Origin of the sequence: Micromonospora sp. WMMD736, from assembly GCF_049179015.1 — a bacterium.
GTDB lineage: Bacteria > Actinomycetota > Actinomycetes > Mycobacteriales > Micromonosporaceae > Micromonospora.
The window spans coordinates 4,119,895-4,133,884 of record NZ_JBMHMI010000001.1 but is presented as its reverse complement, the minus strand read 5'-3'; the positions used below and the strand labels follow the sequence as shown (position 1 = coordinate 4,133,884).

General features: G+C 73.1%; 12 protein-coding genes. 9 read left to right on the top strand and 3 right to left on the bottom strand.

Going from position 1 to position 13,990, the window contains the following annotated elements; translation table 11 throughout:
- The first annotated feature begins 334 nt into the window (after nucleotides 1–334).
- The 7 genes from ACN269_RS18420 to ACN269_RS18390 all read left to right on the top strand — a co-directional run bounded on the left by ACN269_RS18420 (nucleotide 335) and on the right by ACN269_RS18390 (nucleotide 8,228).
- A complete protein-coding gene (locus tag ACN269_RS18420) occupies nucleotides 335–820 on the top strand; it encodes a hypothetical protein (protein ID WP_421473601.1) in 486 nt (161 codons plus the stop codon).
- Between the two features lie 44 nt (nucleotides 821–864).
- Nucleotides 865–1,020: a DUF4177 domain-containing protein gene (locus tag ACN269_RS18415; protein ID WP_007466198.1), complete on the top strand. Its 156-nt coding sequence runs from the start codon at nucleotides 865–867 to the stop codon at nucleotides 1,018–1,020.
- A 55-nt stretch (nucleotides 1,021–1,075) separates the two neighbouring features.
- Nucleotides 1,076–1,537, top strand: a complete 462-nt coding sequence (locus ACN269_RS18410) for a RidA family protein (protein ID WP_421473600.1) — start codon at nucleotides 1,076–1,078, stop codon at nucleotides 1,535–1,537.
- A 113-nt stretch (nucleotides 1,538–1,650) separates the two neighbouring features.
- Nucleotides 1,651–2,478 carry an MBL fold metallo-hydrolase gene (locus ACN269_RS18405; protein ID WP_421473599.1) on the top strand — a complete coding sequence of 276 codons (828 nt, stop codon included), beginning with the start codon at nucleotides 1,651–1,653 and terminating at the stop codon, nucleotides 2,476–2,478.
- Nucleotides 2,475–6,077 (top strand): adenylate/guanylate cyclase domain-containing protein, encoded by a 3,603-nt coding sequence (locus ACN269_RS18400; RefSeq protein WP_421473598.1) that lies wholly within the window; start codon nucleotides 2,475–2,477, stop codon nucleotides 6,075–6,077. Before ACN269_RS18405 ends, ACN269_RS18400 begins: the two co-directional genes overlap by 4 nt.
- A gap of 156 nt (nucleotides 6,078–6,233) precedes the next feature.
- On the top strand, nucleotides 6,234–6,689 hold the full coding sequence (locus ACN269_RS18395) for a hypothetical protein (RefSeq protein WP_421473597.1): 456 nt from the start codon (nucleotides 6,234–6,236) through the stop codon (nucleotides 6,687–6,689).
- 30 nt (nucleotides 6,690–6,719) lie between these two features.
- Complete coding sequence (locus tag ACN269_RS18390; protein WP_421473596.1) at nucleotides 6,720–8,228, top strand: serine/threonine-protein kinase; 1,509 nt, start codon at nucleotides 6,720–6,722, stop codon at nucleotides 8,226–8,228.
- On the opposite strand, the gene ACN269_RS18385 is transcribed toward ACN269_RS18390, so the two are convergent.
- The gene (locus ACN269_RS18385) at nucleotides 8,215–8,556 is read right to left on the bottom strand and encodes a hypothetical protein (RefSeq protein ID WP_421473595.1); all 342 of its coding nucleotides are present in this window, start codon (nucleotides 8,554–8,556) and stop codon (nucleotides 8,215–8,217) included. The genes ACN269_RS18390 and ACN269_RS18385 overlap by 14 nt on opposite strands.
- Before the next feature lie 169 nt (nucleotides 8,557–8,725).
- On the opposite strand from ACN269_RS18385, the gene ACN269_RS18380 reads away from it, so the two are divergent.
- Nucleotides 8,726–9,667, top strand: a complete 942-nt coding sequence (locus ACN269_RS18380) for a transporter substrate-binding domain-containing protein (RefSeq protein WP_421473594.1) — start codon at nucleotides 8,726–8,728, stop codon at nucleotides 9,665–9,667.
- On the top strand, nucleotides 9,664–10,830 hold the full coding sequence (locus ACN269_RS18375) for a hypothetical protein (RefSeq protein WP_421473593.1): 1,167 nt from the start codon (nucleotides 9,664–9,666) through the stop codon (nucleotides 10,828–10,830). Before ACN269_RS18380 ends, ACN269_RS18375 begins: the two co-directional genes overlap by 4 nt.
- Here the strand turns inward: ACN269_RS18375 and ACN269_RS18370 are convergent.
- Both ACN269_RS18370 and ACN269_RS18365 read right to left on the bottom strand, forming a co-directional pair.
- Entirely contained in the window at nucleotides 10,824–11,987 is a 1,164-nt protein-coding gene (locus ACN269_RS18370) for an acyl-CoA dehydrogenase family protein (protein ID WP_421473592.1), read from the bottom strand. The two genes, ACN269_RS18375 and ACN269_RS18370, sit on opposite strands and share 7 nt — an antisense overlap.
- Entirely contained in the window at nucleotides 11,987–13,978 is a 1,992-nt protein-coding gene (locus ACN269_RS18365) for a biotin carboxylase N-terminal domain-containing protein (RefSeq protein WP_421473591.1), read from the bottom strand. The genes ACN269_RS18370 and ACN269_RS18365 overlap by 1 nt, the downstream gene beginning before the upstream one ends.
- Nucleotides 13,979–13,990: the final 12 nt, after the last annotated feature.

Genomic DNA, 13,990 nt, shown 5'->3' with positions numbered 1-13,990 from the left:
CCCGGCCGCCATCCCGGGCGCCGAGCGAGATCGAGCGGGCGGCCGGGCGCTGCGCGACCGTCCGACCGAGAGGGTAGCGGCCGACCGCCGGTTCGGTGTCGCCCCTACCGCGCCGTACGTCACTTCTCGACCCGGAGAAGCGGATGGTGACATCCGACGCAGTCGGGATTCCTGCCCCCGGTCTGTCACATATGTGACTCAGGGTGACTGATCGTGCGCGTCCTGTTGGCGGGACCGCCCCCGTGGACCTACCTTCGTCCCGGTGCGGGGGACCGGAACGGTTGGTTGAACCCGACCGTAAGCGTGATCCGAGAGGTACGACCGGAGGCAGTTCATGCGCGACGCGGACAACATCCCTCGCATCCAGTTCCCGACGAACGACCGGCAACGGCGGCTCGGGTCCGCGGCTGAGGTGGCCGGCGGGCTGGTCGGCAACCTGCCCATCAACGAGCGGTCGTACCGTCGGGTTTCGGAGCCGCCGGAGAACGCCCGGGCGTCGAACCGGCCGGTCGAGCGGTTGCGGGACGACGAGGAGCCGGGTTTCGTCATCCACCTGCCGATCCGGGTACCCGACCTGGCGTCGGCGACCGCGCTGGCCGGGCGGGTCGCGGTGTCGTTGGGCTTCCTGCCGGAGCTGGACGCGGGCGAGACGACCGTCTCGAACGCCGATGACCAGAACAACCGGCACCGGGTCTTCTGCGACCTGTTGCTGCCGGACCGCTCGCGCTGCCCGCAGGGGTACGGCCACGAGGGGCCCTGCGGCGAGGTGCCGGCCACGCCGGAGCAACGTCCCGCGCCTCGCCCGGCCAGCGGACCGTAGGCTGTGCCTCGACGAAGTCCGCACCACGAGGGAGCCCTCCAGCGATGCAGAAGTGGGAATACTCCACGGTCCCTCTGCTGGTCCACGCGACCAAGCAGATCCTCGACAACTGGGGTGAGGACGGGTGGGAACTCGTCGCCGTGGTCCCCGGCCCGAACCCGGATCAGCTGGTGGCGTACCTGAAGCGGCCCAAGGCGTGAGCGCCGGGACTTCGGCACGGCGACGTCCCGCGGTCGCGGACGACGAGGTGACCCGATGAGCAACGGTCCCCACGCGAAGCTCGCCGAGCTGGGCTTCGAACTGCCCGACGTGGTGCCGCCGGTGGCCAGCTACGTGCCGGCGGTGCAGTCCGGGCAGCACGTGTACGTCTCCGGCCAGCTGCCCGTCGCCGAGGGCAAGCTCCTGGCGACCGGCAAGGTCGGCGCCGGGATCTCGGCCGAGCAGGCCAAGGATCTCGCCCAGCGGTGCGCGCTCAACGCGCTCGCGGCGGTCGACTCGCTGGTCGGCCTGGAGAACGTGGTCAAGGTGGTCAAGGTGACCGGTTTCGTGGCTTCGGCCCCCGGTTTCGTCGGCCAGCCCGCCGTGGTCAACGGCGCCTCCGACCTGTTCGGCACCGTCTTCGGCGAGGCCGGCCGCCACGCACGAAGCGCGGTAGGCGTGGCGGAACTCCCCCTGGACGCCCCGGTGGAGATCGAACTGATCGTCGAGGTCGCCTGACCCCACCGCGATCTTGCACTTTCTGCTCCGGCGAATGCCGTGAACAGGTACGAAGCAACAGCAGGAAGTGCAAGATCGCGGGGAGTGGCGGGCGGGGTCGTACGATCGCAGCCATGAGCGGGCACGTGACGGGGGCCGTGGCGGCACTTGCCGGCGAACTGCCGGCGTGGGTTTCGCTGCTGCGTGCGCCCAACCCGGGGCCGATGACCCTCGACGGCACCAACACCTGGGTGCTGCGCGCGCCCGACGCCGAGCACGCCGTCGTGGTCGACCCGGGGCCGGCCGACGAGGGGCACCTGAAGCGGATCGCGGAGCACGGCCCGATCGGCCTGATCCTCATCACCCACGGCCACGCCGACCACACCGAGGGCGCCGCCCGGCTGCGTGAGCTGGTCGGTGCGCCGGTCCTCGCCGCCGACCCGGCGCACACCATCGGCGGTACGCCACTGAGCGTCGAGACGACGCTCGACGAGACCCTCGACATCCGCCTGCTGAACACCCCGGGCCACACCGCCGACTCCGTCTGCTTCCTCGTCGAGTGCGGCGACGAGCGGGTGGTGCTCACCGGTGACACCATCCTGGGTCGGGGCACCACCGTGGTCGCCCACCCGGACGGGCACCTCGGCGACTACCTGAACAGCCTTGAGCTGCTGTCCGCGTACACCGGGATCGCGGCGCTGCCGGGCCACGGCCCGGCGCTGGCCGACTGCGCCGCCGCCGCCGAGTTCTACCTCGCCCACCGGCGGGCCCGGCTCGACCAGGTCCGGTCGGCGGTCGACGCGGGCGCCCGGACGCCCGCCGACGTGGTCGCGGCGGTCTACGCGGACGTGGACCGCTCGCTCTGGTGGGCGGCGGAATGGTCGGTCCGTGCCCAGTTGGAGTATCTGGGCGTCGACACCGGGGAATCTGCGCCGGGGGTCAGTGGGTTGGAGCACATGTGACCTGCCCGGTGTGCGGAACCGTCGCCGTCCCCGGCGCACGGTTCTGCCACAACTGCGGTGCCGCGCTCCCGGCGGCCGCCACGTTGCCGGCGGCCGAGCGCCGGGTCGTCACCGTTCTCTTCGGTGACCTTTCGGAATTCACCTCCTGGTCGGAGGACCTCGACCCGGAGCGCGTCGGCGCGGTCACCGACCGCGTGCTCGCCGCCCTGGCCGGTGCGGTCAAGACCTTCGGCGGGCACGTCGACAAGCTGACCGGCGACGGGATCATGGCGGTCTTCGGTGCCCCGGTGGCGCACGAGGACGACGCCGAACGGGCCGTGCGGGCCGCCCTGTCGATGCAGCGGGCGGTGCGCCGGGTGCTCGACGACGAGCGGGGCGGTGGCGCGCCGCTCGGTCTGCGGGTCGGCCTGAACACCGGCGACGTCATCGCGGGCATCCAGGCCGCCATCGAGTACACGGTCATCGGCGACACGGTGAACACCGCCGCCCGGCTGGCCGACGCCGCCGCCGTCGGTGCGGTCTACGCCGGCGCGCGCACCGCCGCCGCCACCCGGCACGTCGCCTCCTGGCGGGCGCTGCGCCCGCTGCGACTCAAGGGCAAGCGGGAGCCGGTCGAGGCGTACGAGCTGCTGGGCCTGCTGGACGCGCCGGGCACCCGCTCGGGTCTCGGTGACGAGGCGCCCTACGTGGGCCGGGAGACCGAGATCGGGCGGGTCGCCGGCCGGCTCGCCGAGGTGATCGACCAGGGTGACCCGCGGGTGCTGCTGATGACCGCCGAGGCGGGCATCGGCAAGTCCCGGTTCGCCGCCGAGGTCGAACGCCTCGCGGCCGGGTACGACGTGGGCGCCGGCCGGTACGCGGCGCACACCGGCGCGCGGGTGCTGTCGGTGCGCTGCGCCGCCTTCGGTGAGCGGCGTCGGCTCGCGCCCCTGGCCGACCTGGTCCGTGCCGCCGTCGGTCTCCCCACCGACGCGGCCACCGCGCTGACTCGGCCGGCAGTCGAGGAGCGGCTACGTCGACTCGCCCAGCGGCTCGCCCGCTCGGGTGAGACGGCCCCGATCGCCAACGACCAGCTGCTCGCCCTGCTCGGGTACGCCGAACTGCCCGCGCACGCCGGCACCGACAACGGCGAGTGGGGTGCTGCGGGCACGGCCGCCGCCGACGCCGAGGCGGTGCCGAACGCCGTGGCCGACCTGCTGAGTGGGCTGGCCTCGGAAGCGCCGCTGGTGATCGTGGTGGACGACCTGCACGACGCGACCGCCGAGACGATCAGCGCGCTCGGGTCGACCCTCTCCCGACTCACCGGACCGGTGCTCGTCCTGCTGCTCGGCCGCCCCGAACTGGTCCGTACCGCCGGTGCGTTGACCCGTGTCGCGGACGCCGAGGTGCACTCCCTGCCGCCGCTGCGGGGCGCCGACGCGGCCCGCCTGCTCACCAGCTATCTCGGCGGCGGGAAGCTGCCGCCGGCCGACGCCGACCGGCTGCTCGCCACCGCCCAGGGCAACCCGTTCTACCTGGCCGAGTTGGTCACCCTGCTGATCGAGCGCGGCGCGCTGACCACCGCCGCCGGCACCCGGGACCAGGACTCGTCCGGCTGGCGGTTGGTGCCCGGCTCGCTGGGCAGCCGGCTGCTCTCCCGGGACCTCGCGGCCGTCCTCGCCGCCCGGATCGACGCGCTGCCCCCGGACGCCCGTTCCGTGCTGCGCGACGCCGCCGTCGTCGGCGACACCGTGCCGACGGGTGCGCTGGAAGCGCTCCGCGAGCAGCGGGCCGGCCGGGACGGGAGACCGTCGGCGGTGGTCGCCGTCGAGTTCGACCGGGCCGTCGAGGAGCTGCTGCAACGTCGCATGCTGCACCGCACCCGCTCCGGGTACGCGTTCGCCACCCCGCTCATGCGGGAGGCCGCGTACGCCGGGGTCAGCAAGGCGGAGTTGGCCGAGCGGCATGCCGCGCTGGCCCGCTGGGCCGCGCCGGCCGAGAGTGTCACGGCGGGCGGCTTCTCCGAGGAGGCCCGGGACGACTTCGTCGCCGCACACGTGCAGCGGGCGGCCACGCTCGCCGACGCGGTGAAACTGCGACCGGACGCGCCGGCCCGCGCCGTGGTCCCGCTCGGGATCGCCGCACTCGGCCGGGCCGCCCGCCGGTCGCTCTCCGCCGGGGAGCCCGCACTCGCCGTCGAGTACGCCGAACGCGCCAGCGAACTGGCCCGCGACGGGGTGCCGGCGACCGACCGGGTGGTGCACGCCCGCGCGCTGTTGCAGATCGGTCGGGTCGTGGACGCGCTCGCCTTCGCCGAGAAGATCGCCGCGAACGCGGGGGACGACGCCACCCGGGCCAGCGCCCTGCTGCTCGCCGGGCAGGCCCAGCAGACCCTCGGTGACCAGGGCCGGGCGGAGGCCGCCTGGCAGGAGGCGTTGCAGGTGGCCACCGCCGAAGGGCTGCCCACGCTGCGCGCGTCCGCCATGCGCCGGCTCGGCATGGGTGACTTCGTGGCCGGTCGGCTGAGCCAGGCGAGCAGCCGGTTGGCCGCCGCGTACCAGGTCAGCCTCGCCGCGCAGGATCGGCGCGGGCAGGCCTGGTCGCTACAGAACCTGGCGTGGGTGACCACCACCCGGGGTGACTTCGCCGGCACCGACGCGGTGCTCGGTCGGGCCGCACGGCTCTTCGCCGAACTCAAGGACCCGTACGGTCGGGCGTGGCTGCGGGGTACCACCGCGTTCGCCCGGCTGCTCGCTGGTCGGCTGCGGGAGGCGTGCCGCCTGGCGCAGGTCTTCCTGCCCTTCGGCGAGCGGGTGGGCGAGGCGTGGGCGGTGGGCACGCTGCGTGCGGTCGTGGCGTTCGCCACCGCGGAGCTGGGTGACCTGGCCGAGGCGGACCGGGAGGCCCGCCGGGCGTACCGCGAGTTCGCCGCCGCCTCCGACGACTGGGGGCGCGGGTTCGCGCTGGTGGTCCGGGCCGTCGTGGCGCGCGGGCTGGGCGAGCCGGAACACGCTGCCGACCTGCTCACCGACGCCCTGGTGTACGCCGAACAGACCTCGCACCCGCTGCTCACCGGGATGGCCGGCACGTTGCGTGGCTTCGTGGCGCTGGACATGGGCGACCACGAGACCGCCGAGCGGGCTGCCCGGGCGGTGTTGACGGCCGTCGAGCCGCACAATCCGCAGGCGCCGGCGCAGGTCGCGCCCCGGGTGCTGCTGGCCACCGCCCGACTGGCGGCCGGCGATCCGGCGACCGCGGTGGGGCTGCTCGCCCCCGTGGCGACGGCCGCCGCCACCACGCCCTCCCTGCTGCTGTCCCGCCGTCAGACCATGGCCCGGTACGCGTCGGCGCTGCTCGCCCACGGCCAGCGGGAACAGGCGCTGGACTGGGCCCGGCGGGCGGTCGCCGCACCCGCCGAGGACGTACGCAGTCAGGTGATCGCGGCGAGCGTGCTGGCCGAGGCGTTGGCGGCCTGCGGCCATCCGGCCGAGGCCCGGTCCTGCGCCGACGAGGCGGTCCGCCTGGCGTACGCGACGGAACAACGCAGCGAACGAGCGGCCGCCAAAGCCCTCCAGAAACGCCTGGCCCCCGCGGGGTCCCACCCCGCTCCTGCCCGTTGATCATGAAGTTATTGCGCCGACACGCCGATATCGGTGGCAATAACTTCATGATCGACGCAGTGGGGGGATGTGGTTGTCCCGGGGGGCGGCGTAGCGTGTCACCACCGCGCGGTGGTCCACAGTGGTGACCGTCGCCGTGCCTGGGGGAGGCCCATCATGAAGCTGCCGCGTTCCGTCGCCGGCTGGACCATCGCGGTCTTCGGCGTCCTGGCGCTCGTGATGGGCGCCGTCGGTCTGCTCTGGCCGGAGGCGCAGTTGCGCATGCTCGGGTTCGAGGTGCCGGCGACGCGTTCTCCCGGCGACTACACCGGCACCTTCCTGTTGGCGTCCTCGATGGCGGCGTTCAACATGGGCGTCTACTACCTGCTCGCGACGGTCACCGAGTGGCGGTCGTTCTACCGCTTCACGGTGGTGTTCCGGTTGGTCACCTTCACCGTGTTCACCATCGCCGTGCTGGCCGACATCGCTCCCGACAGGTTCTTCGGCGTGGCCGCGTGGGAGGGGCTCGGTGCGGTGGCCACCGCGGTCGGCCTGCGGGTGGACGCCCGCCGGGGCACGCCGTCCGTCGCCGCCGTCCCAGCGCCGGCCGCTTCGGCGGACGCGGCGCGCTGAGCCGCCGACAGGGTTGGGTATTTTCGAGCGGTGACCGACACTCGGAACGGCGGCCTACCGGTGCCGATCGTGCCCGGTCTGACTGATTTGCGGGTCTTTGCCCGAGGTGGTTACGCCACCGTCTACCAAGCCACCCAGATCTCCGTCGACCGCGAGGTCGCCGTCAAGGTCGAGAACCGCACGCTGGACAGCGAACGCGACCAGGCCCGCTTCCTGCGCGAAGCGCGGGCGGCCGGACGGATGTCGTCGCACCCGCACGTCGTGGACCTCTTCGACGTCGGCGTCACCGTCGACCAGCACCCTTACCTGATCATGGAACTCTGCGACGGGTCGTACGCCGAGCGGATGCGCACCTCGCCGCTCGGTCCGGTGGAGGCCCGCGACCTCGGCATCAAGATCGCAGACGCGTTGGCCCACTCGCACGGCGCCGGGGTGCTGCACCGGGACGTCAAGCCCGCGAACATCCTCTACTCGCACTTCAACTCGGCGGTGCTGGCCGACTTCGGGCTGGCCGTACTGGCCGAGGCCCGGGACGCCTCGGTCACCCTGGAGGTGCTCACCCCGGCGTACGCGCCACCGGAGATGTTCAGCCACAGCCCGCCATCGCCGGCCGTCGACGTGTACGCGCTCTGCGCCACCCTCTACGCGGTGATGCACGGCCGACCGCCGCGCTGGCAGTCTGAGCGCAACCCCAGTCTGGTGACCGTGCTGGAGATGTTCAACCAGCCGATTCCCGCCCTGCCCGGCGTACCGGACGAGTTGATCGACGTGCTGCGGCTCGGCATGGCCAACGATCCGGGCGAGCGGCCGTCCGCCCTGGAACTGCACGACCTGCTCACCACCCTGCCGTTCGGTGGGCCGGCCGCCCCGGTGAGCGGTGCCCCCACCGGCGGCGGCGCCTCGATCGGCGGTGGGTCGCCAAGGTCCGGCCTGTACGGCACGGGCCAGCCCGGCCCCCGTCCACCGGTCGAGGACACCCGCTCCGGCGTGCCCGGTGGTCGGCGCTGGCGGCGGCGCTGGTTCCTCGGGGGTGCCGGCGTGCTGGCGCTCGCCGCCTCGGCCACCACCGGCGCCTGGGTGGCCAGCAGCGGCGGGCCGCCCAGCCCGTCCCCCTCGGTGACCCGGGTCGCGGCCCCGGCAACGGGACCACTGCCCGGTTGTGCCGGCGCGCCGACCGTACTGCCCAGCGGTGCCCGCTGTCTGGCCGAGTTGGAGTGCTTCGGCCCGGTACGCATCCGCGGCGAACGTGCGGAGGCGGCCCGGGTCCCCTGCGACGGCCGGCACACCTGGGAGGCGTACGCCGAGGGCATCCTGCCGGTGCCGCTGATCGGCGCGGATCACGACGCGGTGGTCGCCGCCGAGCAGGTACGACAGGTGTGCAGCGCCACGACGTTCCAGCTGACCACCGAGATCGCCGAACCGGCCGGCTGGCACCTGGAGGTGTTGCCGCCCGTCGACGGCAACATCGACCGGGTCTACCGCTGTCTGGCCGGCCGGGGCGTCGACGCGCTGACCGCCCCCACTCTCACCGGTCGCTGAACCCGCCGCGCGTACGTCCCCGGTCACGCACCGCACGCAACGCGTCCCGACTGTCGAGCGCGTCGAGGGTGTCCGCGTCGATGCCATACGGCATCAGGTCCGGTGGGCCGGTGGGGTGCGGCTGCTCGGCCGGCTCCGGTTCGTCACGCTGGCGGGCGGCCGACACGGCGACCGTGGCAACCGTCGCCAGCAGCACGCACAACAGCGCGAGAGCGACCCCGACAAGGTCCTGCCGACGGAGGACGACCAGCAGGACCAGCAGCGCGAGGGCGCCCGGTGCCGCGACTGCCGCCACCATCCGCGCATCGATCCTGGAGAGTCGCTTCACCCTTCCAGCATGTCGTGACCCGGCGCGCTGTCAACCGCTGGGGCGATCCGCCACGCCGATCGGCGTCGATCGAACGGTTGGGGCAACCCGACCGAACGGCACGCGTACGCAGTGGACTCGTCTCGCTACTCTCGGTGTTCCGCAGGCTGGTCCGTCAGCGAGGTCGCCCATGAACGTCCCCAGTACCCGGTCCCGGCTCCGCTCGGTCGCGACGACCCTGGCGGTCGCCCTGACCCTCACCCTGGCCGCAGCCGCCGGCTGCGACAGCCGCAAGGAGCCCGACCTGCAGTCCGTGCAGGAGAAGATGCGCGAGTCGCACATCTACGGCCAGTCCAAGCTGCGTATCGGCGTCGCCACCAACGAGCCGCTGATGGGCGACCTTCGTAACGGCCAGCACATCGGCTTCGACGTCGAGATCGGCCGGTACATCGCCGCCTCCCTCGGCTACCAGGGCGAGCAGCAGTTGGAGTTCGTGTCGGTGGCCACCGAGGATCGGATTCCGTACCTGCAGGGCGGCACAGTCGACCTGGTGGTGTCCAGCTTCTCGATGACGGAGGAACGCAAGAAGCTGGTCAGCTTCGCGGGGCCGTACTTCGTCACCACCCAGGAGGTGCTGGTGCCGGTCCGGCTCAAGGACGAGATCCGCACCATCGAGGACCTGCGGAACCCGAAGTACAAGATCTGCACCAGCGGCGGCTCCACCACCGAGGCCGAGCTGGAGAAGCGGCAGGTCAAGGCGTTGGTGGTGAAGGACGTCTGGGACTGCGTGGACGGCATTCGGGCCGGCCGGTACGACGCGGTCAGCTCGGACGAGACGATCCTCGCGGGCTTCCTCGCCACGTACCCGAAGGAGTTCGAGATCGTCGACCTGCCCTTCGGTACGAGCGAGCTGTTGGGCATCGGCGTGCCGATCGGCGACCCGGCGCTGCGTGACCTGGTCGCGTTCTTCCTTCAGAAGAGCTATGAGCAGGGCCGCGACGGGGAGGCGAGCCCCTGGCAGACCGCGTACAACCGGACCCTGGGTCCGTGGCTGAAGGCCGAGAAGCGTCAGCCGCAACCGCTGGAGGTACCGAAGCTCGTCGACTTCGACGACAAGGCGCCCCGGCGGTGAGCGCGGCGCGGACGGCGACGGGTGACGCGGGCGCCGACGGCCCGGTGCCGACGCCACGCGCGTCCGTACCGACGGATCACCTCGATCGGGGCGTCGACGATGTTCCGCGCGCCGCATCCGCCGTCGAGACGGAGCAGGCCGCCGACGCCGTGCCGGTGCGGTGGGACCCGGCGGAGCGGCGGGCGCGGGCCAGCCAGTCGTTCTGGACCGCCGTCGTGGGCGTACCGGCGATCTTCTCGGTGCTCCGGCTCGGCGTGGAGGCGGGCGGCGAGCTACAGACCACGCTGTTGCTGGTCGCCAACGTCGGGACGGTCAACCTGCTCGCGGGTTTCCTGACCACCGCGGCCCGACTGCTCTCCACCGGACTGGTCGCCGTCTTCGCGCTCGGCGCGGTGCTGGCGGTGAGCGTGGAGCGCCTGCCGCCCGGCACCCGACGTCGCCCACTCTTCGCCCGCTGGGCGGACCTCACCCCGGCCTGGTTCGTGCTGGCCAGCTTCCTGCTCGCCCTGCTCACCTGGCCGCTGCTCTACCTGCCGCTGCTGCTGCCGGCGTTCGCGGCCGCATTCCAGCTCCGGCCGGAACGGTTGCACGAATGGGTCGTACCCCGGGTGCTGGCGATCGTGGCGCTGTTCGCCGGGTACGGATGGCTGATGGTGCCCACGCTGCGCGCCGCCGCTGCGGAGGGCGAGCTGCTGGTGCTCGCGCTGCTGGTGGTCCCGCCGGTGCTGGCGCTGTTCATCGCCGGGCCGCTGCCCGGCCTGGTCATCCGTCCGCTCGCGTCGGTGACCGAGGTGGCGGTGCTGGTCATGCTGGTCTGGGCCGCGCTGCCGGTGATCAGCACACCGGTGCTGCCGCTCACCGTCACCACGGTGGGCGCCGAGAACGGCCCGACCGAGGACGTACGCGGGCACGTGGTGACCACCGACGACGTCAACATGGTGATCCTGCAGGAACGGGGTGGGGTCCGGTACGTGCCCGTCGGCCTCGTCCGGGCGCAGGTGCTCTGCCCGAGCGAGGAGGAGCTCCCCCGGCACCGGCTGCGCATCCACGACTTCCACGTCGAGGACTCGCTGCTGGAAGGGCTGGGCCGCCGCGTCCGCCCGGTACACCGCATCGACGCCGCCTGCCGCGCGCCCGGCGGACCCCGCGACACCACTCAGTAGGACTTCTCCTGGCCCAGGACGTGCTGGGCGACGAAGTTGAGGATCATCTCCCGGCTCACCGGGGCGATCCGGCCGGCCCGTACCGCGCCCAACAGCGTCGCCACCCCGTACTCGGTGGTCATGCCGGCCCCGCCGAGGGCCTGCACGGCGGTGTCCACGGCGAGCGCGGCGGCCTCGCCGGCCGCGTACTTGGCCATGTTGCCGGCCACCCCGGCCTCCAGGTCGCGACCGGCGTCGTAGAGCGTGGCCGCCTTCTGGATCATCAGCCGGGCCAGCTCGACCTGGACGGCCGCGTGCGCCAGCGGATGCGACACCCCCTGGTGCGAGCCGATGCTCCGGCCACCCCAGACCTTGCGGGTGGCGGTGTACTCGCTGGCGCGCTCGATGGCGTACCGGCCGGTGCCGGCGCCCATCGCCGCCACCGTGATCCGCTCCGGGTTGAGCCCGCTGAACAGCGCCGGTAGCCCGGCGTCGAGGGACTCGCCGACCAGCGCGTCGGCGGGCACCCGCACGTCGTCCAGGTAGAGCAGGAACTGGTTCTCCGGGGAGACGATCTCCATGTCCAGCTTGGACCGGGTGAGCCCGGTCGCGTCGGTCGGCACGATGAAGAGCGCGGGCTTCAGCTTTCCGGTGGAGGAGTCCTCGGTCCGCGCTACGACGAGCACGTGACCGGCCTCGTCGACCCCGGAGATGTAGCACTTGCGGCCGTTGAGCACCCAGTCCTCGCCGTCGCAGCGGGCCACCGTGCCGAGTCGGTGGAAGTTGGAACCCGCCTCCGGCTCGGTGATCGCGAAGACGATCTTCGCCGACCCGTCGGCGAGACCGGGCAGGTGCCGTTTGCGCTGCTCCTCGGTGCCGTGCCGGGCGATCACGGTGGCCGCGATGGCGGGAGACACCACCAACAGCAGCAGCGGGCAGCCGGCCGCCGCCAACTCCTCACAGACGATGGCCAACTCGGTGATGCCGCCGCCCCCGCCGCCGTACTCGGTGGGGATGTTGACCCCCAGGTAGCCGAGCCGGCCCGCCTCGGCCCACAGCTCGGTGGTGTGTTCCCCGGCCTTCGCCTTCTCGACGAAGTAGCCGTGCCCGTACCGGCGGCCGAGCGCCCGTACCGCGTCGCGCAACTGGTCCTGTTCGGAGGTGAGGTCGAAGGTCATCAGTGGTCCTTTCCGATAACGGCCAGCACGACGCCCGTGCGCACCTGACCACCGGCGGGCACCGGTAGCTCGGCGACCACGCCGTCGGTCGGGGCGAGCACGGGATGTTCCAGCTTCATCGCTTCGAGGGTGAGCAGGAGGTCGCCGGCCGCGACGCGCTGGCCGACCTCGACGTGCACCCGGGTCACCGCGCCGGGCAGTGGCGCGAGCAGCGACCCGGCGGCCAGCTCCGCGGTCGGCAGGGGCAGACGCGGCAACTCCACCAGGCTCGCCGCCCCGTCCGGGCCGTCCACGAAGACCTCCGACCCCACCCGGTGTACGCGGTACGACCGCCGTACCCCGTCGACGTCGAGCACCACCCGGTCGGGTGTTGCCTCGACCAGCTCGACGGTGGACGGATCCGCGACGCCCTCGTCGGTGTCGCGTTCGACGGACCACTCGGCGAGCCCGCCGGTGCGGTCGAACCGGTAGCGGACCTCGACCTCGCCGTCCGGACCGGTGAAGCGGCTGACCTGTCCGACGGCCGGCACGTTGCGCCAGCCGGAGGGGAGAACGGCGAGGACCGGCGCGGTCGATCGGCGGCGTGCGGCGCCGGCCAACGCGGCGGCGAGCGCAGTGACCGGGAGCTGGTCGGCGGGGAGCAGCGGCGCGAAGACCTCCGGGTGCCGGTCGAGGAAGCCGGTGTCGATCTCGCCGGCCGCGAACTCCGGGCTGCGCAGCACCCGCACCAGCAGGTCCCGGTTGGTGGCGACGCCGTGCAGCTCGGCCCGCGCCAGCCCGCCCGCGAGCGCGCGGATGGCCTCGGACCGGGTCGGCGCCAGGGCGATCACCTTGGCGAGCAGCGAGTCGTAGTGCACGCCCACCACCGAGCCCGCCGCCACGCCGGAGTCGAGTCGCAGGCCCGCCGGCTGGATCGGACCGAACTCACGGTCGACACCCGGCAGGTGGAAGCGGTGCAGGGTACCGGTGGCGGGCCGCCAACCCTGCGCCGGCTCCTCGGCGCAGAGTCGCACCTCGATGGCGTGGCCACGGGTGGGGGCGTGGTGCTGCGCGGGCAGCGGCTCGCCCTCGGCCACCCGCATCTGCATCCGGACCAGGTCCAACCCGTCCGGGGTGGTCAGTTCGGTGACCGGGTGCTCCACCTGGAGTCGGGTGTTCATCTCCAGGAAGTGGACCGCCCCGTCGGGGGTCAGCAGGAACTCGACGGTGCCCGCGCCCACGTAGTCGACAGCCCGCCCGGCGGCCTCGGCCGCCTCGTGCAGCCGCTCCCGCACGTCGGTCGGCACGAGACCGGGCGCCTCTTCGATGATCTTCTGGTGCCGGCGCTGGATCGAGCACTCCCGCACGCCGAGCACCTGCACGGTGCCGTGGGTGTCGCCGAGGATCTGCACCTCGACGTGCCGACCGCGCTCGACGTACCGCTCGATGAAGACCGTGCCGTCACCGAACGCCGAAGCCGCCTCGCGGCGCGCGGAGGCGACGGCCTCGGCCAGCTCGGCGGCGTCCCGGACGATCCGCATGCCCCGGCCACCGCCACCGGCGGACGCCTTCACCAGCACCGGGAAGTCGGTGACCTGGTCGGGGTCGGTCCAACTCGGCAGCATCGGCACGCCCGCCTCGGCGAGCAACGCCTTCGCCGCCAGCTTGTCACCCATCGCGGCGATCACCTTGGCCGGCGGGCCGACCCAGGTCAGGCCCGCGTCGGTCACCGCCGCCGCGAAATCGGCGCTCTCGGCGAGGAACCCGTAACCCGGGTGGACGGCGTCCGCGCCGCTGCGCCGGGCCGCGTCCAGGATGAGATCCACCCGCAGGTACGTCTCGGCCGGCGTGTTTCCGGGCAGCCGCACCGCCTGGTCGGCCTCGGCGACGAAGGGCGCGTCGGCGTCCGCGTCCGAGTGCACGGCGACGGTCTGCACGCCCATCGCCCGGCAACTGGCGAAGACCCGGCGGGCGATCTCGCCCCGGTTGGCCACGAGCAGTCTGGTGATCATTTGGCGACCCTC